This window comes from Pseudooceanicola aquaeponti (assembly GCF_050897975.1).
Taxonomy (GTDB): Bacteria; Pseudomonadota; Alphaproteobacteria; order Rhodobacterales; family Rhodobacteraceae; genus Pseudooceanicola.
The window spans coordinates 260,066-281,527 of the sequence record NZ_JBPAXY010000005.1 but is presented as its reverse complement, the minus strand read 5'-3'; the positions used below and the strand labels follow the sequence as shown (position 1 = coordinate 281,527).

Genomic DNA, 21,462 nt, shown 5'->3' with positions numbered 1-21,462 from the left:
AGGCCATGCTCCCGATCCTGCCACCCCGCCCCGGGCGCGCTTTCACTGAAGAGGAAATCTGGGCCCTGGGGGCTGCCAGTCCGCGCAACCGCCTGCGGGCCCTGGGGCGATGGTTCCGGCTCTGGTTGCGCCACAGCCAGGGCCACGCAGCAAAAAGGGCGACGCCTGCGCGCCGCCCCTTTGAATCTCTGCCCGGGCCCTCGGTTCAGGCCACGGCGCCGATGCGCTGCGGCGCCAGCGGGATCCCCTCGACCTCGGCCAGGGCCTCGGACAGGGCGGGATAGCCCGCGCCCATCAGGGCCTGACGCACCGCCTGGCGGGTGATGCCAAGGCTTTCGGCCACGGTGGAATGGGTCGGCGCGTCCTGGGCCAGCATCGGCAGCACCGCCTTGGCCTGGGCCGCGGTCCAGCGGGCCGAGACATGGTCGAGCAGCCGCGCCACGGCGGCCAGTTCCGAGCCGTCGCCATGGCCGAAACGCGCGCCGCGCAGCCCGTCCAGGATGCCCAGCGAGGTCAGGAAGGCCAGCCCCTCGGCCTGGCTCAGGTCGCGGCTGGCCGGGATCTCGCCGGGGCCGGTGACCATGGCGATGGAAGTGTCAAACTGGCGGCCCTTCTGGCGGATGCCCGCGCGCAGCGCCAGCGCCTCGCGCAGCGCCGGGCGCGACGGGCTCAGCACCATCTGCCAGCCGGTCTGGCCGATGCGGGTGAAACATACCGGCATGTCCTGCCAGCCGCGGATCATCCGGGCCGCCTGGCCCAGACCCTCATAGCACTCCGCCAGGGCGGACTCGTCCATCTTCGCCCCGGCCTGGATCGCGCCGGAGAGGACGGTAATTTTCTGTGACATACTGCTCTACCTTGCCCTTTTTTATCTTGGTTGCCTGTTTGATTTTTTGGGGAAAGGTTAACCCCTTTCGCAGGATCTGGGAAGCCCGAAAGCTTCCTCTCAGGATCTGTGGCCCGTCCGCTACATTTGGCGTTTGCCAGGTAGGGTGCCGCAATGGATGGGCGTCAGATGGGGCATTTTTCGGGGGAAACCGGGCCTGCGGGACGTCAAACTGCGTCAGATGCCGCCGGGCAGGGCGCCCCTTGGCACCGCCCGGGCCAGACGCCAGGGGGCGCCGGGCAAAGAAAAGGCCCCGGTTTCCCGGGGCCCATTCCTGCAAATAATTCAGGTCTTACATGAAACCCAGTTCCAGCCGGGCCTCATCGCTCATCATGTCCATGCCCCAGGGCGGTTCCCAGGTGAGATCCACATCGACCTGCTTGACCCCGTCCAGCGGCTCGACCGCATCGGCGACCCAGCCGGGCATGTCGCCGGCCACCGGGCAGCCCGGTGCGGTCAGGGTCATGATGACCTTGACCTCGTTCTCGTCGTTGATGTCGATCGTGTAGATCAGCCCCAGGTCGAAGATGTTCACCGGGATTTCCGGGTCATAGACCGTGCGGCAGGCCTCGGCCACCTTGTCGTAAAGCGGGTGGTCGGTCGAGGAGGGCGCGATCAGCGGGGCGCCTTCAAGGGGCTCTGATGGCTCGGTCATGATGTCTCCGTCCTAATCCTGACCGCTCATATAAGGATTGCGCGGCGCGAGGTCCAGTGGGGGCAGGGGGCGTTACAGCGCCTCGATATCGCCCTGGGCGCGGGTGGCGTGGAACGCGGCCTCCCAGGCGTCGAAGGTACCCGCGGCGATGGCTTCGCGCATCCCCTGCATCAACTCCTGGAAGTAGTGCAGGTTGTGCCAGGTCAGCAGCATCCCCGAGATCATCTCATGCGAGCGGAAGACATGGTGCAGGTAGGCGCGCGAATAGCTGCGGCAGGCGGGGCAGGTGCAGTCTGCGTCCAGCGGGCGCGGGTCGTCGGCATGGCGGGCGTTCTTGATGTTGACCTGTCCGCGCCGGGTCCAGGCCTGGCCGGTGCGGCCGGATCGCGAGGGCAGCACGCAGTCCATCATGTCGACGCCGCGTTTCACCGCGCCCACGATGTCGTCGGGCTTGCCCACCCCCATCAGATAGCGCGGCTTGTCCACCGGCAGCATCCCCGGCGCATAGTCCAGCACCTGGAACATGATCTCCTGGCCTTCGCCCACGGCCAGGCCGCCGATGGCGTAGCCGTCGAACTCGATTGCCTTCAGCGCCTCGGCGCTTTCGGCGCGCAGCTCTTCCACGTCGCCGCCCTGCTGGATGCCGAAGAGGGCATGGCCGGGCCGGTCGCCGAAGGCATCGCGGCTCCGTTGCGCCCATCTCATCGACAGGCGCATACTCTCGGCGATGCGGTCATGATCGGCCGGCAGGGCGGGGCATTCGTCGAAACACATGACGATGTCCGAGCCCAGCAGTTTCTGGATCTCCATCGAGCGTTCCGGGGTCAGCTTGTGCTTCGAGCCGTCCACATGGCTGCGGAATGTCACCCCCTCTTCGGTCAGCTTGCGCAGCTCGGCCAGCGACATCACCTGAAAGCCGCCCGAGTCCGTCAGGATCGGCTTTTGCCAGTTCATGAACTGGTGCAGCCCGCCCAGGCGCGCGATGCGTTCCGCCGTGGGCCGCAGCATCAGGTGATAGGTATTGCCCAGCAGGATGTCGGCCCCGGTGGCGGCCACGCTTTCGGGCATCATCGCCTTTACCGTGGCGGCGGTGCCGACCGGCATGAAGGCAGGGGTGCGGATCTCGCCCCGGGGGGTCGAGATGACGCCGGTGCGGGCGCGGCCATCGGTGGCGGTCAGGGAAAAGGAAAATCGCTGGGTCATGGCAAGGCCAAATAGCCTGCGCCGCGCGACTTGACCAGAGGGCGCGGCGGCGCGCCCCGTCCCGGCCTCCTGCCCGTGGCCACCCGCGCGCCGTGAGTATTTATGGCCGTCGAATGGAAGCAGGGCGGCTTTTCCCCATTCGATGGCTGAAAATACTCCGGGGGAGTCGCGGCCTGCCGCGACGGGGGCAGAGCCCCCCTTGATCCGCCCCTTTGCGCATTGCCCTGTGGACAACTCGGCATTGGGTCGATCTTAGGCCGTTTTTCACCGCACCCCCCTTATATCGCGCTTGCTGCGCCCTCGCCGCACGGGCAGGATATGGGGCAAACGGTTGAAGATCGGGCACAGGCAGCCCAGATTAACAGACTGCAAACCGGAGAAGGCCATGGTTGCCGCCAAGCGGGGCCTGCGCCTTCGGCCCAAGATCAAGGATAGAGCATGAAAGAGCCTCTTAACCCGTCCTACGCCGTCCTGCCGCTGCGTGACATTGCGGTCTTCCCGCATATGATCGTGCCCCTCTTCGTGGGTCGCGACAAATCCGTGCGGGCGCTGGAAGAGGTGATGACGGAGAACAAGCAGATCCTGCTGGCCAGCCAGAAGGATCCGGCCGAGGACGACCCCACCGATGAGGGCATCCACCGCACCGGCGTGCTGGCCAATGTGCTGCAACTGCTGAAACTGCCCGACGGCACCGTCAAGGTGCTGGTCGAAGGCTCGGTGCGCGTGCGCATCGCCGAATACCTGGAAAACGACGATTTCTTCGAGGCCCGCGCCGAGCTGCTGGAAGAGGAGCCCGGTGACGAGGCGACCACCGAAGCCCTGCTGCGCACCGTGGCCGAGGAATTCGAACGCTACGCCAAGGTCAAGAAGAACATCCCCGAAGAGGCGCTGTCGGCGGTGGCCGAAAGCCACGAACCCTCGCGCCTGGCCGACCTGGTCGCGGGCCATCTGGGCATCGAGGTGGACCAGAAGCAGGAACTGCTTGAGACCCTCTCGGTCAGCGAGCGGCTGGAGAAGGTCTATGGGCTGATGCAGGGGGAAATGTCCGTCCTGCAAGTCGAGAAGAAGATCAAGACCCGCGTGAAATCGCAGATGGAGCGGACGCAGCGCGAGTACTATCTGAATGAGCAGATGAAGGCCATTCAGAAGGAGCTGGGCGACGGCGAGGACGGCGAGGGCGAGATTGCCGAGCTGGAAGCGCGCATTGCCGAGACCAAGCTGTCGAAAGAGGCCAAGGAAAAGGCCGAGGCCGAGATCAAGAAGCTGAAGTCGATGTCGCCGATGTCGGCCGAGGCCACGGTGGTGCGCAACTACCTCGACTGGATGCTGTCCATCCCCTGGGGGGTGAAGTCGCGTGTCAAGAAGGACCTGGGCCTGGCCGAGCGGGTGCTCGACAAGGATCACTATGGCCTTGAGAAGGTGAAGGAACGCATCGTCGAGTATCTCGCCGTGCAGCAGCGCTCGAAAAAGCTGAAGGGGCCGATCCTGTGCCTCGTCGGCCCTCCGGGCGTCGGCAAGACCTCTTTGGGCAAATCGGTCGCCAAGGCCACGGGGCGCGAATTCATTCGCATCTCGCTGGGCGGCGTGCGTGACGAGTCCGAGATCCGCGGTCACCGCCGGACCTATATCGGCTCGATGCCCGGCAAGATCATCCAGGCGCTGAAAAAGGCCAAGACCACGAACCCGCTGATCCTGCTCGACGAGATCGACAAGATGGGCCAGGACTTCCGGGGCGACCCGGCCTCGGCCATGCTGGAGGTGCTGGATCCGGAACAGAACGGCACCTTCGTGGACCACTATCTTGAGGTGGAATACGACCTGTCGAACGTCATGTTCCTGACCACGGCCAACAGCTACAACATGCCGGGCCCGCTTCTGGACCGGATGGAGATCATCAGCCTGGCCGGTTACACCGAGGACGAGAAGCGCGAGATCGCGCGGCAGCACCTGGTCGACCAGGAGGTCAAGAACCACGGCCTGAAACCCGCCGAGTTCGAGGTGACCGACGGCGCCCTGACCGAGATGATCCAGCGCTACACCCGCGAGGCGGGGGTGCGGAACCTGAAGCGCGAGATCGCCAAGCTGGCGCGCAAGGCCGTAACGATGATCGTCAAGGGCGAGACCGACAAGGTCGTGGTGACCGAGGACAACCTGGACGATTTCCTGGGCGTGAAGAAATTCCGCTACGGCCTGGCCGAGAAGGAAGATCAGATCGGTGTCGTCACCGGGCTGGCCTGGACCTCTGTGGGCGGTGACCTGCTGTCCATCGAGGCGCTGCGCCTGCCGGGCAAGGGCCGGATGAAGACCACCGGCAAGCTGGGCGACGTGATGAAGGAGTCGATCGACGCCGCATCGTCCTACGTCCGCTCGATCGCGCCCGAGATCGGCATCAAGCCGCCGCGCTTCGACCATTGGGACATCCACGTGCACGTGCCCGATGGCGCCACGCCCAAGGACGGCCCCTCGGCCGGTCTGGCCATGGTGACCTCGATCGTGTCGGTGCTGACCCAGATCCCGGTGCGCAAGGACATCGCCATGACCGGCGAGGTCAGCCTGCGCGGCAATGCCATGCCCATCGGGGGGCTGAAGGAGAAGCTGCTGGCCGCGCTGCGCGGCGGCATCAAGACCGTCTTCATCCCCGAGGAGAACGAGAAGGATCTGGCCGATATTCCCGACAACGTGAAGGAAGGGCTGAAGATCATTCCCGTGACCCATGTGCGTGAGGTTCTGGAACAGGCGCTGGTGCGTCAGCCGGAAGCCATCGAATGGGACGAGGAAGCCGAGGAGGCCGCAGCCGTGGCCCGCGCCAAGGCGGCCGAAGAGGCCGCGCGGCAGGCGGTCGCCCACTGATCCACCGCTCGCCCCCGGCGGGGGCGAGCGTCAAAACCTGTCAGGCCGCGTTGCCCCGCCGGGCCGCGCGGCCTTTCTTCTGTGCAGTCCTCCGCCTGTGCGCCGCGTCGCGGGGGCCGTGGGCCGTGTCTAGGGCCCTGCCGTATGGTCTGACCTCGCCGGACGGGCTAGTCTGGCCCCCAACCCCCGTTTCGTAACACGGAGCCGATCATGGCCAGCAGAACCAGTTCGAAGACCACCGGTCGCGCCAAGGCCGCCACCAGCGGCCAGCGCGCCGCCAGCCGCGCCGCCAGCGCCAGCGCCCGCGCCGCCCAGAAGGCCCGCCCGACGCCCGACGCCGGGCTCGACGCCGGGCCCGAGACCACGGCCCCCGGGGCCGAGGACACCCTGGTGCTGAAGAAGAAAGAGCTGATCGACCGGGTGGTGATGCGCTCGGGCGTGAAGAAAAAGGATGCCAAGCCGGTCATCGAGGCGATGATGCAGGTGCTGGGCGAGGCCCTGACCGAAGGGCGTGATCTGAACCTGCAACCGCTGGGTCGGATCAAGGTCAACAAGGTCAAGGAAACGGCCAATGGCAAGGTGCTGATGACCCGCATCCGGCAAAGCGGCGCGGCCCTGGAAGAGCTGCAAGAGGCCGCCGGCACCGAGGAGGAAATTTTGTCAAATTCGCCTCTTGCAGAGGATGGCGAGGAAGGTTAGACACCGCGCCACGGCGGGTGATTAGCTCAGTGGTAGAGCGCTTCGTTCACATCGAAGATGTCAGGGGTTCAAATCCCTTATCACCCACCATCTCACTTACTGAAAAGCCCCGGTTAACGCCGGGGCTTTTGGTTTTTGCGAGGTGGTCCTCGGTTCGCTGAACCGGCGTCCGGTTTTCAGGGACATCACGTTCAGGACGTTGGTGGCATCCTGCATGTGTTCGGGCAGATGGCGTCCATAGGCCGGGCAGGTCACCGATGCATTCGAGTGGCCCAGGACCTGCGAGACTTTCACCGGAGGGAAGCATCGTGCCCGCCGCGGTGTGGCGCAGGTCATGAAGTCGAACGGGCCCGATCTTCGCCCTCTTCACGGCGCCCGATGCCTTTGCGGATCAAGCCGACAGGCCCGCCCGCCCGCGCGATCACGTCGTCAGGGCCGCGTCGTGGGCAACGGTCAATGCCGCGCTGCCGTTCATCGGCACGATGGCCCGCCCCTTGCGGGTTGCCCAGTCGTTTGGCCGCAAGTTGATTTGGGCCGCGTTCGACGTCCACGCGGCCCCGGGTCAGATCCAGGGCCGCGCCACCCCGCGCGCCAGGGCCTGGTCGCAGGATCAGCGCCAGCTGGATGTGCGGCTCGATGGCTGCCTCGATCCATGCGCGCGATCAATCCTCCTGGTGTTCCCGGCAAAGAGACGCGCCGACTTGAGATGGCCGACCGTGTTTCACCGTTCTAAAACGAGCGGTGCACAGGTCTTATCTCGATCTGATCGCGAGCCGGGCCATGCCTGGATTTCGGCGCGGGCGCCGCCGGGTCACGACGGGGTGCCACCTTGCCGCGTGACGCGGATCTCGCCGGCCTCGGCGTCGACCGATACCCAGTCCCCGGTGCGGATGCTGTCGAAGACGTTATGGTCGAAATCCGTCATCGAGGGAACGCGCGTCACCACCGCCCCGAGGGCCATCTTCGTCGTCATCCGGGTGAACAGCATGGCTGCCGGGGCGACGCCGTTGATCCGGGTCATGTGGAAGAAGGCGGACCAGCCGGAGGATCCCTTGGCGCCGGGGAAGACAAGGATCTTGCCGGCGAAGCTCTGGCCAACCAGCTCGTGCCGGCGCTCGATGATCGAGCCGTCGCGTTCGTTGATCCCGCCCCAGCCCGAGATGGTCTGGGTGGTGACCAGGGCCTCGCCCTCGGCGCGGCCTGCCACGACACATCGGCCACGGATCAGCAGGGGTGTTGTCAGCGTTTCCATCAGAAATCTCCGGTCCAGGTGCCGGTCAGACCGGCCTCGATGCAGGCTTCCAGGCTGCCGAACCAGCCCTGCACCTTGGCGATGGCGGGCAGGTAGTGGGCCTGCTTGGCGCTGTCGGTTGCGATCACGCGCACGCCCGGCGGCAGGCGGCGCGAGATGGCGGGGCAGGTGTCGGACATGACCTTGCCGCCCGCCGCCTCGATCCGCGCCACATAGCCCGAGCGTTCTGCCACGGTGCGGATGGCGCGCGGGGTATGGACCCAGAGCGCGACATCCGGATGCAGCCGCTTGCCGTCCAGCAGATGGGCGATGCGCCCGACCTGCTCGATCGAGTTGTGCGGACAGCCCAGCATGATGAAGTCGACCTTGCGGTCCTCGGCGCTTTGCAGGGTGTCGTACATTTTCTTGCGCGCGGCGGCGTCATAGACGTGGAAGTCTTCGGCCCGGTTGGGGCCGAAGGCCTCGTCCACGATGCGGGCCTCGGGGGTGTGGCCGGGGATATGGTACATCTCGACCCCGCCGGACGAGGCGGCAGCGGCGCCGAAATGCTTCAGCTTCACCAGATCGACACCCGAAAGGTCACCCTCCAGCACGGGGATGTTCTCCTCGACCATCTCGCCGGTGAAATAGCCCAGCAGGCCCCAGTCCAGCATCGAGCGCACCGGCACGTCGACGCGGATGTGCCGGTTGCCATAGCGGTTTTCGGTCAGGTGATAGCCCCAGTAGGGGATGCGCCCGGTCAGCGCGGCGGCGCCTGTGCTTTCCTTGCCCTCGACATTGGTGCGCCCGCCAAGCGCGCCGTTGCAGTAGATCACGGCAGAGCTTTCCATCCAGGCGCAGTGCTCGCCGAAGGTGGGCACGTTGCCGACCTGGTAGGGGGTGCAGGTGGCCATCAGGTTGACGCCGCGCTGGCCGACGAAGGCCTCGCTTTTGCGCTGCATCTCGATCATCTGCGGGTCGGCCCCCTGAAGGGCCCAGTTCTGGTCGTCGATCCCGGTGATCAGCTGACAGGTGCGTGCCCGCATCTGCGGGATCTCGACCGTCTTGTCGCTGTCGAGGTTCAGGCGCGAGAAGACCTCGGCCATGCCGTTCTCGGCGATCTTGCGCACCGAGGGGGTGGAGGCGTTGAAGGCGCCTGCCACGTTGTCGGTTTCCACCAGCCGTTCGGCGCCAAGGGCATTGCCGTAGCGGACCAGCAGATCCATGGCGGCGGCGACGGCTTCGCCCTGGCTGCCGTCGGCCATGGCCTTTTCGGTATCGGTGAGATGCATCCTGCCTCTCCTCCTGCCTCAGGAATTGGTCGCGACGGAGGCAAGCTCCTTCTCGTCCCAGCGGTAGTGCTGGCGCTCGACGTTGTCGGAGACCCGCGCGCGCATGGCGTCCATGTCAATCTGATGGGTGCTGCCGGTGCCGGCAAGGTCCAGCGCATGGGCCGCAGCCATGCCCATGGCGATGCAGGGGCCCATGACGCGCACCGAGGACAGCGCGGCGCTGTCGGCGTCGATACAGCGCCCGGCGGCGACGACGTTGTGGCAGGCCTCGGGCACCAGGCTGCCAAGCGGCACGTAGTGCACGTGGTCCTTGTCGAAGACGATCCAGTGATGCCCGTCGTCGTGGTCGTGCAACTCGATCGGCCAGGCGGTGCGGCCGATGGCATCCTCGAACTTCCGGCTTTCGCGGATCTCTTCCACCGTCAGGTGATGACGGCCCTTGATCCAGCGGGTCTGGCGGATGCCCGGCAGCCCGAAAGAGCGGATGCGCGCCTCGCCGAAGCAGTCGGGGAACTCGGCCCGCAGGAAATCCACGGCGCGCATCGCCTGGTCCTTGCCGTCCAACGCGGCGGCAGAGGCGGCGACGGGTTCCAGCGGGGTTTCCACATGGGTCATGTTCATCGCGGCGATGCCGCGCCCGGGGATGGTGAAGCCCAGCCCCTCGCGGCGGCGCAACCCGTAGCGGTCGCCCACCTCTTTCATCCGCGCGCCGATCAGGTCGCGGGTCGGCTGGGCGGCCTCGTTGATGTTTTCCATCACCACCATCTGGGTGCCGAAGACGCCATTCTTGTCCGGCTCGCGACAGTCGAAGCCCGATTGCCAGACCAGCGCCGCGTCGCCCGAGGCATCGACCCAGCCGGTGGCATCCACGTCCAGCGCGCCGTAGCGGGTCAGGAAATGGCCGCGCGTCACCCGCCCGCCCTCGACCTCGGTGCCGTTCAGCATGGCGCCCAGCACGACGGTAATGCCCGCCGCCAGGATGCTTTCCTCGACCCAGCGACCAAGGGCCACCTCGTCGTAATAGACCACGGTGGTGTTCGGCCCGTGGCGGTAGAAGATGCCCTTGTCCTGACGTTCCAGGTAGGCCAGCAGATCGTCGGCGATGCCATGGGTGAACTGATAGCCATGGGTGCCGTTGGAAAAGAGCCCGCAGAAGGTGGCGATGATCGAGTTCACGGCCTGGCCGCCAAGCGCGGGCTGGCTGTCGACCAGCACCACCTTGCGGCCCAGCTTGGCCGCCTCCAGCGCGGCGGTGACGCCCGAAATTCCGGCGCCGACGACGCAGATATCCGTGGTCAGCCGGTCGACGGGACGGCCCGCATCGCGGCGGACGATCCGGGTGCCCGTGTTGAATTGATCGCTCATGGCGGTTGCTCCTCCCTCAGTAGTCGGGGTGAGGGTTGCACCCTGTTACCCTCGGAAACAGAACAGATTCACGTCTTTACCTTTTGCGGATTGCGAAAGACATTGGAGGCGGGAGAGGAGACCCCATGGATACCATCGACAACATGCGCACCTTCCTGGCGGTGGTGCGCGCGGGCAGTTTCTCGGCTGCGGCCCGCAACCTGGATACCGTGCCCTCGGTGATCTCGAAGAAGATCAACCGGCTGGAGGACCAGATCGGCGCGCCGCTGTTCATCCGCTCGACCCGCAAGCTGGAGCTGACCGAGACCGGGACACAGGTGCATCCGCGTTTCATGGCGATCGTGGCGGATGTGACCGACGCCTTCGCCGACCTGCGTGCCCATGGCTCGCCCATGGCCGGCACGCTGCGGATCAAGTGCCCGACAACGCTTTGCGTGCTGCATTTCGGGCGCATCATCACCGAGTTCCAGGCCGCCCACCCAGAGGCCCGTATCGACCTCGTGCTGATGGATCGTTCGGTCAATCCGCTGGAAGAGGGGTTCGACATTGCCATCGGCGCGATCCCGACCTCCTATCCCAATGTCGAGGCGACGCCGCTTTGCCCCTATCCGCGGTCGACCGTGGCCTCGCCGGGCTATCTTGCCAGGGCAGGAGAGCTGAGCCATCCGCGCCACCTGCTGAACCACGATTGCCTGACCTTCCACCCCATCGGGTCGAACTGGGTCTTCGAGGGCAAGCAGGGGCCGGTCAGCGTCGAGATCAACTCTCACTTCTCGGTCAACGACAGCCAGGTCCTGGTCGAGGCGGCCCTGGCCGACCTCGGCGTGGCGGTGGTTGCCGACTATCTGGCGCGGCCCTACGTGGCGCGTGGCGCGCTGCACCGCGTGCTGGAGGACTACACCATTCCGGATCTCTGGGTGTCGGCCTGGGTGCCGGTGTCGCGGGCGCAGGACCGGCTGGTGGTGGCCATGTGCGACTGGCTGCGCAATGCCGTGCAACCCGTGGCGCCCTGGGATCGCGCCGCGGCAGAGGGTGGGGCGGCCGGGGATGCGGCCGCCCCGCTTCTTACATCCCGTTCGGCAGGACCAGCGAGATCTGCGGGAAGACCACCAGAAGGAACATGATGATCGCCTCGCAAAGCAGGAACCAGCCCACGCCGCGGAAGATCCGGCCCAGCGGGATCTCGTCGCCGACCACGGATTTCACCACGTAGACGTTGAAGCCCACAGGCGGGGTCAGAAGGCCGATCTCGATGAACTTCACCACGATCACGCCGACCCAGATCGGATCCGCGCCGACGGCGTCGAACATCGGCTGCATCACCGGCAGCGACAGCAGCAGAACGCCCATCGGATCCAGGAACATGCCCAGGATCAGGTAGATCACCGAGGCCGCCAGGATCAGCATGTAGGGCGACAGCTGCCAGCTTTCGATCGTGTTGCCGAGGAAGACCGGCAGGCCCGACAGCGCCAGGAACTTGGTGAACATCACCGCCCCATAGGCCACGAACAGCAGCGAGGCGGTGGTGGTTACGGCCTCCATCACCGAGGTCCACAGGACCCGGCCCGTCAGGCGGCGCTGGAAAAGCGCGATGGCGCAGGCCAACAGGGCGCCGCCCGCCCCGGCCTCTGTGGGGGTGAAGATGCCGCCATAAAGCCCGCCGATGATGCCGAAGATCAGCACCAGCACCGGCCAGACCGGCAGCAGGGATTTCCAGCGGGCCTGCCACAGGGTGCCCTCTTCGGGATCGACGGTGACCGGCGGCGCGATCTTGGGGTCCAGCTTGGCGCGGATGATGATCATCGCCGTGTAGACCGCTGCCGTCAGGATCCCGGGCAGCACCCCGGCGACCAGCAGCTTGGTGATCGAGACCTCGGCGAAGACGCCGTAGATAACGAACATGATCGAGGGCGGGATCAGCGCGCCCAGGGTGCCCGCCGAGGCGACGACGCCCGCCGCCAGCCCCTTGTCGTAGCCTGCGCGCAACATCTCGGGAATGCCCAGCCGGCCCATGGTGGCCGCCGTGGCCACGGAAGAGCCCGACGCGGCGGCAAAGCCCGCCGAAGCCAGGTTGGTGGCCACAGCCAGCCCGCCCGGCAGCCGCGAGGCCCAGAGGCGCGCGGCCCGGAACAGGGCCACGGATATGCCGGAGTTGTGGGCGATGGCGCCCATCAGGATGAACATCGGGATGGCCGACAGGCTCCAGCTGGCGGCGACCTCGAAGGGGGTCTGTTCCATCACGTTCATGGCCACGCGTTCGTTGCGCAGCACGGTCAGGCCGACCACGGCGGCCACGCCGAGCGAGACGCCGATGGGGATGCGGATGGCGATCAGGACGAGAACGCCCAGAAGGCCCAGGGCACCGATCAGGGGGGCGCTCATTCCATCACCTCCAGGCGTTCGTCTTCCTCGGGGATCTCGCCGGTGATCGCGGCGCGGGCATCGCGGAAGGTCTGGATCAGCACGTAGATGGCCATGAAGAGAAAGCCCGCGGGCACGATCCAGCGCGACGGCCAGATCTCGATGAAGCCGGTGGCGGATTCCCAGGCCTCACGGATATGCGTCTTCTCGATGGCGATCTCGAAAAGCTTCCAGACGAAGAGGCAGACATAGGCCAGGGTCACCACCCCGGCGAAGGCGTCCAGCGCCTTCAGCTTGCGCTTGGGCAGATGCGAGGTGAACAGTTCCACGATGATGTGGCCGCGCTGGCGCGAGATCCAGGCAATCGGCAGGAAGGCGAGGGCCACCATGTAGTAGGCCGCCACGATCTCGGTCGTACCGATGAGGGGAGAGTGAAAGAAGGTGCGCGCGACGACATCGGCACTGACATGCAGCATCATGATGATCACGAAGATGCAGGCCACGGCGGTCGTCGCTTTCGCAACCCGGTCGAGCTGTTTCATGGGGATGCGCTTTCGGGCAGAGAGCTGATAAGGGTCACCGGAGGCCGCGCGGGCCCCCGGTGACGGATGGGCCGGGGATGTTCAGAGGTCCTCGGGGTCCAGTTTAGAATAGACCTCGCGGTTCAGGGCCTCGGTGAATTTCTCCACGTCGGTCCCGACCTCTTCGGAGATGGCGGCCCATTTCTCCAGCAGTTCTGAGTATTTGGCCAGCAGGGCCTCGGCATTGTCAACGCCCACCGAGGTGGCCATCTCGATGATCGCGGCTTCCTGCTCGTCCACCCGGCGCTGCATGATGTCGGCGAAGTCGGCGCCGCCCTCGTGGAAGGTGATCCCTTCGTCCAGCGCCAGGGCCTTGACCTCGGCGTCGATGTCCATCTGGGCGGTGATGGTGCCCACGGCGACCAGCTCGGCCGCATTGTCGATATGGGCCTTGCGCTGTTCGGGGGTCAGATCGTTCCAGACATCGCGGTTCATGTACATCAGCAGCGGCGGACCGGCCATGCCGAGGGGGTATTCCATCACGTGTTCGGTGATGTCCATGTAGCCGTAGTTGCGCAGCCAGGCGAGTGAGCCCATGACGCAGTCCACCACGCCGCGTTCCAGGGCCGAGGTGGCCTCGGCCGGGCTCATGGCCACGGGCGTGGCGCCGGCCATCTTCATGATCTCGACGCCGCCGCCGGAGGCGCGCACCTTGGTGCCGCTCAGGTCGGCAACGGTCGCGACCTCGGGCTTGCACATCAGCAGGTAGGGGGTGGTGTTGTAGGCGCCAAAGGCCACGGCGTCGTTGCGCTCGTACTCCGCCTTGCACTCGGGGCAGTTGAGCAGGATCAGCTCGTTCATGGCGCCTGCCGTGCCGACCACGTCGTTGCCCGCCACGGTGCGGGTGAAGATGGCGTTGGTCGCCGGCAGTTCACGCGGCGTGTAGGGCGCCATGGTGGTGCCGGCGTCGATCAGGTTGCCCGCCACGGCATCCACGGTCCCGGCGCCGGTGGCCAGTTGGCCGCCGGGCACGAGGGTCCACTCGATCTCCCCTCCGGTGGCCTCCTTCACCTTCTCGAAGTAGTGGGGCAGCGAGATCGCATTGGTCGAGGCATTGGCCCCCATCCAGCTGCCATAGATCAGTTCCTTGGCCTGGGACGGCACGGCCCCCAAGGCCAGGGCTGCGGCGATGGCAGCCCCGATGATGGTCTGTTTCATGAATTCCTCCCTAGGTGCAGAGGGTCCGCAGACCCCTGACAAGTCATAGTCTAGAAGCGCCATTCCACGCGAAACCACAGTAATTGATGCACAGATGCATTCGCGATTTGGAAAAGGTGGCGGTCTTGGACTGTCGCGCGACGGATCAGACCGCCGCGCGACAGCGGATCAGCCGCGCGGCGGGATCAGCACCGCCCCGCGCGACAGCGGCTCGACCTCGCCTTCGTAGATCGACAGCCAGCCGCGCTGACCCGAGTGGCCCACCGGGGGCAGGGCGGCGCGGCGGGCCTCCATCTCGGCGTCGTCCATATCGACATCGACCCGCCGGGCCAGCACGTCGATGGTGATCAGGTCGCCGTCGCGCAGCAGGCCCAGCGGACCGCCGCCGTGGGCCTCGGGCGTCACTTCGCCCACCACAAGGCCCTTGTTGACCAGCCCCGACAGCTGGCCGTCGGTGACCACCGCCACGTCCTCGCCCAGGCCCGCGCCCTCGATGGCGAAGACCACGCGCGAGGCCATGCCCATGCCGGGCCCGCCGCGCACACCCAGCCCGCGCAGCACCAGAACGTCGCCCGCCGTGACCTTGCCCGCCTTCAGCCCCTCGATGGCGTCGATGGGGTTGTCGAAGCAGACAGCCGGGCCGGTGACCTTCAGCTTGCGGTCATAGCGCAGGCCCAGCTTGATGATGCCCGTATCGGGGGCCAGGTTGCCCCGGACCAGCACGATGGCCGGCTTGTCCGATAGCGGCGCCTCGGCAGTCTTCACGGTGTCGGTGGGTGGCTGCCATCCCTCCAGCGTTTCGCCCAGGGTCTTGCCTGCGACGGTCATCGCCTCTGTCCGGGTCAGCGCCCCGAGGTTCTTCAGGATCGCCCGCGCGCCGCCGCCGTCGTCGAACTCTTCGATCGAGCTGTCACCGTTCGGGCGCACCGCCACCAGGACCGGAGAGCTGTCCATCAGCCGTTCATACATGCCGTAGACGTCGATATCGGTGTCGGCCTCGGTGGCCACGGCCTGAAGGTGCTTGATCGTGTTGATCGAGCCGCTGACCGCGAAGACCGAGCGCACGGCGTTCTCGAAAGCCGCCTCGGTCAGGATCTGGCGCGGGCGCAGGTCTTCCCAGACCATGTCGACGATGCGCTTTCCGGCCTCTGCGGCATTGTCGAGCATCCCGCCCCCCGAGGCGCGCACCGGGGCATGGCCGGGCAGGGTCATGCCCAGGGCCTCGCAGACGGTGTGCATCGAGTTGGCCGTGCCCATGCCGGAACAGACCCCGGACGAGGTGATGGCCTTCTCGCTCATCTCCTTCAGCCGCTCCAGCGTGATGGCGCCCATGGCATGGTGACCGGCGCCCAGGAAGACCTCTTCAATGTCGACGTGTTCCTGGCCGATATGGCCCGAGCCCTGATAGCCGCAGATGGCGACGATGGTGGGGATGTCCAGCCGCGCAGCGGCCATCAGCTGCCCCGGCGCGGTCTTGTCGCAGGAGGCCAGGCAGACCATGCCGTCAAGCTGTGCGCCCTCGACCTGGACCTCGATGTCGTTGGTAATCAGATCGCGCGAGGGCAGGATGTACTTGCCCGCGTTGCCCGCCGAATGGATGAAGTCCGAAGGCGCGGCGGTGCGCACCTCGAAGGGCAGGCCGCCAGCGTCGCGGATCGCCTGTTTCACCACCGCTGCCACATGGTCCAGGTGGTTGAAGCAGATCGCCAGTTCCGACGAGGTGTTGATGACGGCGATCTTGGGTTTCTCCATGTCCTCGTCGGTCAGTCCCATGGCGCGCCATTGCGCCCGACGGACCGCCCAGAACGAGCTTCCGATCTCATAATTGCTGCGCAAGGGGCGCGTGTTGCGCCCGTCCTTCGTGGCCATGCCTGTCCTCCTCTGAAGCCTGTGATTGTCGCATCTCCTCCGATGCTCTTTTAGTTGACGTATCCTTTAATGACGTGTCAACATAAAGATACGTACCAAAATGTCCGGTCCCAGAGCGGATGCGGATCGCATTGGGGCGCGGGTCTGGGTAGGCTGTGGCCGGTCAGAAGCACGATAGGGCAGAACGATGGAAGACACCGAAGAGACGGATCAGATCCCGCTGTTGTTCGATCATGGGGTGACCTTCCGCATCACCGGGGTCGCCAACAGGCTGAACCGCTCTGCCGCCGTCTTCTACCGCGAGGCCTTCGGCATTGGCCTGCCGGAATGGCGGATGATTCTGGCGCTGGGCAAGACCCCGGAACTGAAGGTGGGGGATGCGGCGCGCTCTGCGGATCTGGACGCGGCCCAGGCGAGCCGGGCGCTGAAGCTGCTGAAGGCGCGGGATCTGGTGACGATGGAGATGACCGCCAGCCGGGGGCGCGCGACCATCGTGCGCCTGACCGAAGCGGGGCGGGTCTTTCACGACCGCATGCTCGAGGCCGGCGACCGCCGTGCAGAGCATATCCGGGCGGGCTTCAGCCCCGAGGAACTGGCGCAGCTTTTCGACCTTCTGGGGCGGGTGGGCGCGAATGCCGAGGCGCTGATCGAGCTGCAACGCGAAACGGGGCAAGATCCCTGATCGCCCGTCCTGTTCTGCCATCGCTCTCGTCGCACGGCTAGATCTCCTATGTGTTCGCCGCCAGAATCTCCTGCGCCAGTTCTGGGTTCGACACGGCGCGCGCCAGCATGAGCGCGCCGATCAGGCGGGAGACTTGCCGGATCGCCTCACCCTGATCGATATCGGCACGGTCTGCGAGCAGTGCGAGATGGGCCCTGAGCCCCTCGTCAAACACCTTTCGCAGACCGTCCTGATGACGTGGCGCCTCGGCGGCAAGCGCCGCATAGGTGCAGCCCTTGTCACGTTGGGTCAGATGGGCCTCGGACAGATACCAGTCGGCCAGTGCCGCGAGCGGGTCTTGCGTCCCGTCCATCGCCCGGTCCCAGGCAGCGGCGTTCTGTGCCAGCCCGGCGGCGGTGGCCTCGGCGATCAGCGCCTCCTTGTCGTCGAACTGCTTGTAGAAGGCGCCGTTCGTCAGCCCGGCGGCCTTCATCAGCGCGGCGATCCCCGTGCCGTCATAGCCGTTTTCGCGAAACATCTCGCTGGCGGTGCGCACCACCCGGTCCCGATTCTTCGCTGCGTCTTCGCGGTTCAGTCGCATGGGCGATCCTCCAGTCCCTTTAAATTATAGTCATAATCTTAATATTGACAACCAGGATTACGATCATAATCCTAATGGCGCGATCACAAGGAGGACGCTATGCGCGCCAATAAGAACGATCCGATTGTCATTTCCGCGGCAAGGCGCACACCGCTTGGCGCCTTCATGGGGGCCCTGTCGGGGGTAAGCGCGCCGGGCCTTGGCGCTGCTGCCATCCGTGCTGCGGTTAATGACGCGGGGATGCCGGTCGAAGCGGTGTCGGAGGTGCTGATGGGTTGCGTGCTGCCAGCGGGTCTTGGTCAGGCGCCGGCACGGCAGGCAGCCCGCGGGGCCGGGCTGCCGGACGCGGCCGGGGCCAGCACGGTGAACAAGGTTTGCGGATCGGGGATGAAGGCGGTGATGCTGGGGCATGACCTCTTGCGCGCGGGCACGGCGCGCATCGTCGTCGCTGGCGGCATGGAGGCGATGTCGCGCGCGCCCTTCCTGCTGCGGGACATGCGTGGCGGACACAAGGCGGGCAGCGCTGAGGTGCTCGATCACATGATGCTCGACGGGCTGGAAGATGCCTATGACAAGGGCCGCCCGATGGGCCAGTTTGGCGAGGCGGCGGCGCAGCAGTTCGGCTTCGGCCGCCCGGCGCAGGACATCTATGCGATGGAGACGCTCCAGCGCGCGCAGACGGCGGTCGAGACCGGCGCTTTCGACGCGGAATATGTGCCGGTCACGGTGCCGGGGCGGCGCGGTGATCTGGTGGTCAGCCGGGACGAGCGACCGGCGCAGGTCGATCCCGAGAAGATCCCATCGCTGCGCAGCGCCTTTGGCGACGGCGGTACCATCACGGCGGCAAGTTCCTCGGCCAATGCCGACGGGGCGGCGGCGCTGGTGCTGACGCGCGAAAGCGTGGCGCAGGCAGAGGGTATGCCGGTGATGGCGCGCATCCTCGGACATGCCACCCATTCGCAGGACCCGGCCTGGTTCACCACCGCGCCGATCCCTGCGATCCGCAAGCTGCTGGCGCAGGTGGGCTGGACCGCTGAAGACGTTGATCTGTGGGAGATCAACGAAGCCTTCGCCGTGGTGGCAATGGCGGCAGCCGAAGAGATCGGCATCGCGCGCGCCCGGCTCAACGTGAACGGCGGCGCCTGTGCGCTTGGCCATCCGATCGGGGCAACGGGGGCGCGTATCATCGTGACGCTGCTGCACGCGCTGAAGGCGCGTGGCCTGCGGCGCGGGATCGCCTGCCTGTGCATCGGTGGCGGCGAGGCGACCGCTATCGCCGTGGAGTTGGCGTCATGAACGGCGCAGTCCCGATGCCCGAGCTGAGTTTCGGTCTTGCAGATCCGGCCAAGGCGATGACGATGAGCGGGCGCGAGCAGCTTGAGGCGATTGTCGCCGGACGCCTTCCCGCGCCGCCCATCGTCGCCACGATGCAGCAATGGATCGGCGAGATCGGCGAGGGACGCATCGTCTTTCTGGCCGATCCGCATCCGCGATACCTGAACCCGATGGGGCTGATCCACGGTGGCTGGACGATGGCGCTTCTCGACTCGGCACTTGGCTGCGCGGTGCAAAGCCTTCTGACCGTCGGTGAAAGCTATGTCTCGCTCGGGACCGAGGTGAAGTTCATCCGGCCCATCCACGCCGACACGGGACAGTTGCGATGCGAGGCGCAGGTCGAAAGCCGGGGCGGTCGGACGGCAACCGCCTCGGGCCGGGTCACCGATCGCGACGGACGGCTTTTTGCGACCGGCACCACGACATGTTTTCTGTCGAAGGGATAGGGACATGAAACTCATTGCCTTGATGTTCGCGCCCTTTGCTTTCACGACCGGTGCCTTTGTCTTCTCGGGCGTGCTGGAGCCAATGGCGGCAGAGCTCGATGTCTCGGTCGCCTCGGTCGCGACGCTGCAATCGGCCTTTGCAATCGCCTGTGCGCTTTGCGGGCCGGTGTTGGCGCAGCTGACCCGGCGTCTGCCGCCCCGACCGCTGCTTCTTTCCGTGCTTGCGCTTCTGGTGCTGCTCAATGGGGCCTCGGCGGCTGTGAGCGAGTTCAGGCTGCTGTTCGCTTTGCGTGTGCTGGTCGGCGGGATCGGTGCCTTGGCGTTTCCGCTGGCAACCGTGCTTGCGGTCTCAAGCAGCGACCCCGAGGCCCGGGGGAAGGCCGTCTCGATCATCTATGCCGGTATCCCGATGGCCTTGATCCTTGGCATCCCGCTTGGGGCCGTTGCCGGTAACGCCGCGGGTTGGCCTGCGAGCTTTCTTGTCGCCACCGGCATCTGCGCCTCTGCACTGGTGCTGGTCTGGCGGTTCGTGCCGCCCGTCGCGGCGCAGGCGCCAGCGACGGGCGGCACTGCAATCAATGCGGGCATCGTGGCACATCTTGGTGTGACGTTCTTTGCCGCTTGTGGGTTGTTCGCAATGGTTGGGCTGATCGGACCGATCATCCGTGCGACCACCGGCTTCGATGGGGCGGGGATCGCAACGATACAATTTCTTGCAGGGGTCAGCAGCCTCGCTGGCGTGCGTGTCGGCGCTTGGCTTTTGCAGCACGGCGTGCGCCAGGCGCTATTGGTCCCGTTCCTGTTCCTCTGCTTGTCGCTGGTTCTGGTGTGGTGGCCGCTTTCGCAGGAGCTGGCCGGTCTCATTGGCGTTGCGGGCATGGTGGCCAGCGTTTGCTTCGGCCCCTCCGCTCAATCGGCGACCGGGGTGCTCGTACAGTCGCGACTTGCCGGGCTGGCTGGTCCGAATGCGACGCTGGTCTTCGCTCTGAACGGGTCGATGATCTATCTCGGCCAGGGGCTTGGTATCGTAATCGGCGCTGCCGCAATGACCCGCGCCGGCCTTCAGGCGGCCCCGCTTGCGGGCCTCGCTGCGGCGCTGCCCGGCATCGCTCTGGCTCTGCTTATCCCCCGATCCCTTACCAATACACGATCCAAGAAGGAGGCAGATTGATGCCCTTAGACATGACGCAAGACCTTGAACGCTTCGAGGCCGCGGTGACCCATCACCAGGTGAGGAACGGTGCCGTGCGCCTGCACTACGCCAGCATCGGGTCCGGTCCGCTTGTGCTTTTCCTGCACGGGTTTCCGGACCATTGGCTGACATGGTGGCGGCAGATGGAGGCACTGTCTTCGACCCATCGCTGTGTCGCGATGGATTTGCGGGGCTATAATCTGAGCGATCAGCCACTCGACATTGATGCTTACCGGCCCGAAGAGCTGGTGTCCGACGTTCTGGCGGTCATTGCCGATTGCAAGGCTGACAGCGCCATCGTGATCGGCCACGATTGGGGCGGGTTCATCGCCTGGCAGGTGGCGATGCAGGCCCCGGACGCGGTGTCGCGGCTCGGGATCGTGAACATGCCGCATCCCTGGGCGATTGCGCGCGAACTGGCTCAGAACCCGGCGCAGCAGGCCGCCAGCGCTTACGTGCGCATGTTCCAGACGCCCGGCGCCGAGACGGCGCTCGACTTTGGGCATCTCTCGCAATGGATCCGCGACAAGGCCTTCCGGGCGCGCCATGACCTGGCGATGGCCGCATCGAGCCCTGCGGCGATGCTGAACTATTACCGCGCCTGCTTTCCCGCACCACCCTATGCACTGCGTCAGGAGGCACCACGAAGGGTTACGGCGCCGACACTGGTGATCCACGGGCTGGACGATCCCTATGCGCTGCCCGCCGGGATGAACGACCTGTGGGATTGGGTCGCAGCCGAGCTGACGATCAGGGCTTGGCCTGAGGTCGGGCACTTTGTCCAGCAAGACGCCCCGGACCGGTTGAGCGAGGCGCTCGTCAGTTGGGTTTCCCGTTAGGGGTGCCCCGCCACGGGGCTGTCATCCTGCCGCGACCGGAGCCCGGTGGGCGTTTACGCCGATCGGCGCTGGTCAAGCAATCGCCAGACGCGCGGCGTTCTCATCGCGCGTAGCGGGGTGGGCGCTTTCTGCGTTCCGGGTTTCTGTCTCATCTCCACTCCTTAGCGGAAACGATGCGCCAGAAACCCTCCGTTGCGAAGTCAATCCAGTTGTCCCATGGGCGCTTACCGGAGACATG

19 protein-coding genes and 1 tRNA gene are annotated in these 21,462 nt (G+C 66.1%); 9 read left to right on the top strand and 11 right to left on the bottom strand.

Annotated features, from left to right (window positions below):
* Window positions 1–205: 205 nt before the first annotated feature.
* The 3 genes from ACRARE_RS13840 to tgt all read right to left on the bottom strand — a co-directional run bounded on the left by ACRARE_RS13840 (window position 206) and on the right by tgt (window position 2,744).
* Window positions 206–847, bottom strand: coding sequence for a hypothetical protein (locus ACRARE_RS13840; protein WP_432657034.1), 642 nt, complete (start codon window positions 845–847; stop codon window positions 206–208).
* A 331-nt stretch (window positions 848–1,178) separates the two neighbouring features.
* Complete coding sequence (locus ACRARE_RS13835; protein ID WP_432657033.1) at window positions 1,179–1,541, bottom strand: SUF system Fe-S cluster assembly protein; 363 nt, start codon at window positions 1,539–1,541, stop codon at window positions 1,179–1,181.
* A gap of 72 nt (window positions 1,542–1,613) precedes the next feature.
* On the bottom strand, window positions 1,614–2,744 hold the full coding sequence (tgt, locus tag ACRARE_RS13830; protein WP_432657032.1) for a tRNA guanosine(34) transglycosylase Tgt: 1,131 nt from the start codon (window positions 2,742–2,744) through the stop codon (window positions 1,614–1,616).
* Window positions 2,745–3,182: 438 nt separating this feature from the next.
* Here tgt and lon point away from each other — a divergent pair, with 438 nt between their 5' ends.
* The 3 genes from lon (at window position 3,183) to ACRARE_RS13815 (ending at window position 6,383) form a co-directional block, all read left to right on the top strand.
* Window positions 3,183–5,594 carry an endopeptidase La gene (gene lon / locus ACRARE_RS13825; RefSeq protein WP_432657031.1) on the top strand — a complete coding sequence of 804 codons (2,412 nt, stop codon included), beginning with the start codon at window positions 3,183–3,185 and terminating at the stop codon, window positions 5,592–5,594.
* A 210-nt stretch (window positions 5,595–5,804) separates the two neighbouring features.
* The gene (locus ACRARE_RS13820) at window positions 5,805–6,293 is read left to right on the top strand and encodes an HU family DNA-binding protein (RefSeq protein ID WP_432657030.1); all 489 of its coding nucleotides are present in this window, start codon (window positions 5,805–5,807) and stop codon (window positions 6,291–6,293) included.
* 15 nt (window positions 6,294–6,308) lie between these two features.
* Window positions 6,309–6,383, top strand: a tRNA-Val gene (locus tag ACRARE_RS13815).
* 721 nt (window positions 6,384–7,104) lie between these two features.
* On the opposite strand, the gene ACRARE_RS13810 is transcribed toward ACRARE_RS13815, so the two are convergent.
* The 3 genes from ACRARE_RS13810 to ACRARE_RS13800 are packed head-to-tail and all read right to left on the bottom strand — an operon-like array spanning window position 7,105 to window position 10,181.
* On the bottom strand, window positions 7,105–7,545 hold the full coding sequence (locus tag ACRARE_RS13810) for an aconitase X swivel domain-containing protein (protein WP_432657029.1): 441 nt from the start codon (window positions 7,543–7,545) through the stop codon (window positions 7,105–7,107).
* The gene (locus ACRARE_RS13805; RefSeq protein ID WP_432657028.1) at window positions 7,545–8,816 is read right to left on the bottom strand and encodes an aconitase X; all 1,272 of its coding nucleotides are present in this window, start codon (window positions 8,814–8,816) and stop codon (window positions 7,545–7,547) included. Before ACRARE_RS13805 ends, ACRARE_RS13810 begins: the two co-directional genes overlap by 1 nt.
* Before the next feature lie 18 nt (window positions 8,817–8,834).
* Window positions 8,835–10,181, bottom strand: a complete 1,347-nt coding sequence (locus ACRARE_RS13800; protein WP_432657027.1) for an FAD-dependent oxidoreductase — start codon at window positions 10,179–10,181, stop codon at window positions 8,835–8,837.
* 125 nt (window positions 10,182–10,306) lie between these two features.
* Between ACRARE_RS13800 and ACRARE_RS13795 the strand changes: the two genes are divergently transcribed.
* Window positions 10,307–11,305: a LysR family transcriptional regulator gene (locus ACRARE_RS13795; RefSeq protein ID WP_432657026.1), complete on the top strand. Its 999-nt coding sequence runs from the start codon at window positions 10,307–10,309 to the stop codon at window positions 11,303–11,305.
* On the opposite strand, the gene ACRARE_RS13790 is transcribed toward ACRARE_RS13795, so the two are convergent.
* The 4 genes from ACRARE_RS13790 to ilvD all read right to left on the bottom strand — a co-directional run bounded on the left by ACRARE_RS13790 (window position 11,247) and on the right by ilvD (window position 16,150).
* On the bottom strand, window positions 11,247–12,563 hold the full coding sequence (locus ACRARE_RS13790; RefSeq protein WP_432657025.1) for a TRAP transporter large permease: 1,317 nt from the start codon (window positions 12,561–12,563) through the stop codon (window positions 11,247–11,249). The genes ACRARE_RS13795 and ACRARE_RS13790 overlap by 59 nt on opposite strands.
* A complete protein-coding gene (locus ACRARE_RS13785; protein ID WP_432657024.1) occupies window positions 12,560–13,084 on the bottom strand; it encodes a TRAP transporter small permease in 525 nt (174 codons plus the stop codon). The genes ACRARE_RS13790 and ACRARE_RS13785 overlap by 4 nt, the downstream gene beginning before the upstream one ends.
* Window positions 13,085–13,165: 81 nt before the next feature.
* The gene (gene dctP / locus ACRARE_RS13780) at window positions 13,166–14,281 is read right to left on the bottom strand and encodes a TRAP transporter substrate-binding protein DctP (RefSeq protein WP_432657023.1); all 1,116 of its coding nucleotides are present in this window, start codon (window positions 14,279–14,281) and stop codon (window positions 13,166–13,168) included.
* 168 nt (window positions 14,282–14,449) lie between these two features.
* Window positions 14,450–16,150, bottom strand: a complete 1,701-nt coding sequence (ilvD, locus tag ACRARE_RS13775) for a dihydroxy-acid dehydratase (RefSeq protein WP_432657022.1) — start codon at window positions 16,148–16,150, stop codon at window positions 14,450–14,452.
* Window positions 16,151–16,337: 187 nt separating this feature from the next.
* Between ilvD and ACRARE_RS13770 the strand changes: the two genes are divergently transcribed.
* Window positions 16,338–16,832, top strand: coding sequence for a MarR family winged helix-turn-helix transcriptional regulator (locus ACRARE_RS13770; protein WP_432657021.1), 495 nt, complete (start codon window positions 16,338–16,340; stop codon window positions 16,830–16,832).
* Between the two features lie 46 nt (window positions 16,833–16,878).
* On the opposite strand, the gene ACRARE_RS13765 is transcribed toward ACRARE_RS13770, so the two are convergent.
* Window positions 16,879–17,412: a TetR/AcrR family transcriptional regulator gene (locus ACRARE_RS13765; protein ID WP_432657020.1), complete on the bottom strand. Its 534-nt coding sequence runs from the start codon at window positions 17,410–17,412 to the stop codon at window positions 16,879–16,881.
* A 99-nt stretch (window positions 17,413–17,511) separates the two neighbouring features.
* On the opposite strand from ACRARE_RS13765, the gene ACRARE_RS13760 reads away from it, so the two are divergent.
* From ACRARE_RS13760 to ACRARE_RS13745, 4 genes are read left to right on the top strand one after another with little or no spacing between them, the layout of a single operon-like run.
* Complete coding sequence (locus ACRARE_RS13760; protein ID WP_432657019.1) at window positions 17,512–18,708, top strand: acetyl-CoA C-acyltransferase; 1,197 nt, start codon at window positions 17,512–17,514, stop codon at window positions 18,706–18,708.
* Complete coding sequence (locus ACRARE_RS13755) at window positions 18,705–19,193, top strand: PaaI family thioesterase (protein WP_432657018.1); 489 nt, start codon at window positions 18,705–18,707, stop codon at window positions 19,191–19,193. Before ACRARE_RS13760 ends, ACRARE_RS13755 begins: the two co-directional genes overlap by 4 nt.
* Window positions 19,194–19,197: 4 nt before the next feature.
* Window positions 19,198–20,364, top strand: a complete 1,167-nt coding sequence (locus ACRARE_RS13750; protein WP_432657017.1) for an MFS transporter — start codon at window positions 19,198–19,200, stop codon at window positions 20,362–20,364.
* Window positions 20,364–21,224, top strand: a complete 861-nt coding sequence (locus ACRARE_RS13745; RefSeq protein WP_432657016.1) for an alpha/beta fold hydrolase — start codon at window positions 20,364–20,366, stop codon at window positions 21,222–21,224. Before ACRARE_RS13750 ends, ACRARE_RS13745 begins: the two co-directional genes overlap by 1 nt.
* Window positions 21,225–21,462: the final 238 nt, after the last annotated feature.

Bases quoted from the DNA above. Each gene is read 5' to 3' on its own strand.
- dctP (WP_432657023.1), bottom strand. From the start codon at position 14,281: ATGAAACAGACCATCATCGGGGCTGCCATCGCCGCAGCCCTGGCCTTG.
- ACRARE_RS13835 (WP_432657033.1), bottom strand. From the start codon at position 1,541: ATGACCGAGCCATCAGAGCCCCTTGAAGGCGCCCCGCTGATCGCGCCC.
- ACRARE_RS13745 (WP_432657016.1), top strand. From the start codon at position 20,364: ATGCCCTTAGACATGACGCAAGACCTTGAACGCTTCGAGGCCGCGGTG.
- ACRARE_RS13805 (WP_432657028.1), bottom strand. From the start codon at position 8,816: ATGCATCTCACCGATACCGAAAAGGCCATGGCCGACGGCAGCCAGGGC.
- tgt (WP_432657032.1), bottom strand. From the start codon at position 2,744: ATGACCCAGCGATTTTCCTTTTCCCTGACCGCCACCGATGGCCGCGCC.
- ACRARE_RS13800 (WP_432657027.1), bottom strand. From the start codon at position 10,181: ATGAGCGATCAATTCAACACGGGCACCCGGATCGTCCGCCGCGATGCG.
- ACRARE_RS13840 (WP_432657034.1), bottom strand. From the start codon at position 847: ATGTCACAGAAAATTACCGTCCTCTCCGGCGCGATCCAGGCCGGGGCG.
- ACRARE_RS13795 (WP_432657026.1), top strand. From the start codon at position 10,307: ATGGATACCATCGACAACATGCGCACCTTCCTGGCGGTGGTGCGCGCG.
- ACRARE_RS13810 (WP_432657029.1), bottom strand. From the start codon at position 7,545: ATGGAAACGCTGACAACACCCCTGCTGATCCGTGGCCGATGTGTCGTG.
- ACRARE_RS13820 (WP_432657030.1), top strand. From the start codon at position 5,805: ATGGCCAGCAGAACCAGTTCGAAGACCACCGGTCGCGCCAAGGCCGCC.
- ACRARE_RS13760 (WP_432657019.1), top strand. From the start codon at position 17,512: ATGCGCGCCAATAAGAACGATCCGATTGTCATTTCCGCGGCAAGGCGC.
- lon (WP_432657031.1), top strand. From the start codon at position 3,183: ATGAAAGAGCCTCTTAACCCGTCCTACGCCGTCCTGCCGCTGCGTGAC.
- ACRARE_RS13785 (WP_432657024.1), bottom strand. From the start codon at position 13,084: ATGAAACAGCTCGACCGGGTTGCGAAAGCGACGACCGCCGTGGCCTGC.
- ACRARE_RS13750 (WP_432657017.1), top strand. From the start codon at position 19,198: ATGAAACTCATTGCCTTGATGTTCGCGCCCTTTGCTTTCACGACCGGT.
- ACRARE_RS13790 (WP_432657025.1), bottom strand. From the start codon at position 12,563: ATGAGCGCCCCCCTGATCGGTGCCCTGGGCCTTCTGGGCGTTCTCGTC.
- ACRARE_RS13770 (WP_432657021.1), top strand. From the start codon at position 16,338: ATGGAAGACACCGAAGAGACGGATCAGATCCCGCTGTTGTTCGATCAT.
- ACRARE_RS13755 (WP_432657018.1), top strand. From the start codon at position 18,705: ATGAACGGCGCAGTCCCGATGCCCGAGCTGAGTTTCGGTCTTGCAGAT.
- ilvD (WP_432657022.1), bottom strand. From the start codon at position 16,150: ATGGCCACGAAGGACGGGCGCAACACGCGCCCCTTGCGCAGCAATTAT.
- ACRARE_RS13765 (WP_432657020.1), bottom strand. From the start codon at position 17,412: ATGCGACTGAACCGCGAAGACGCAGCGAAGAATCGGGACCGGGTGGTG.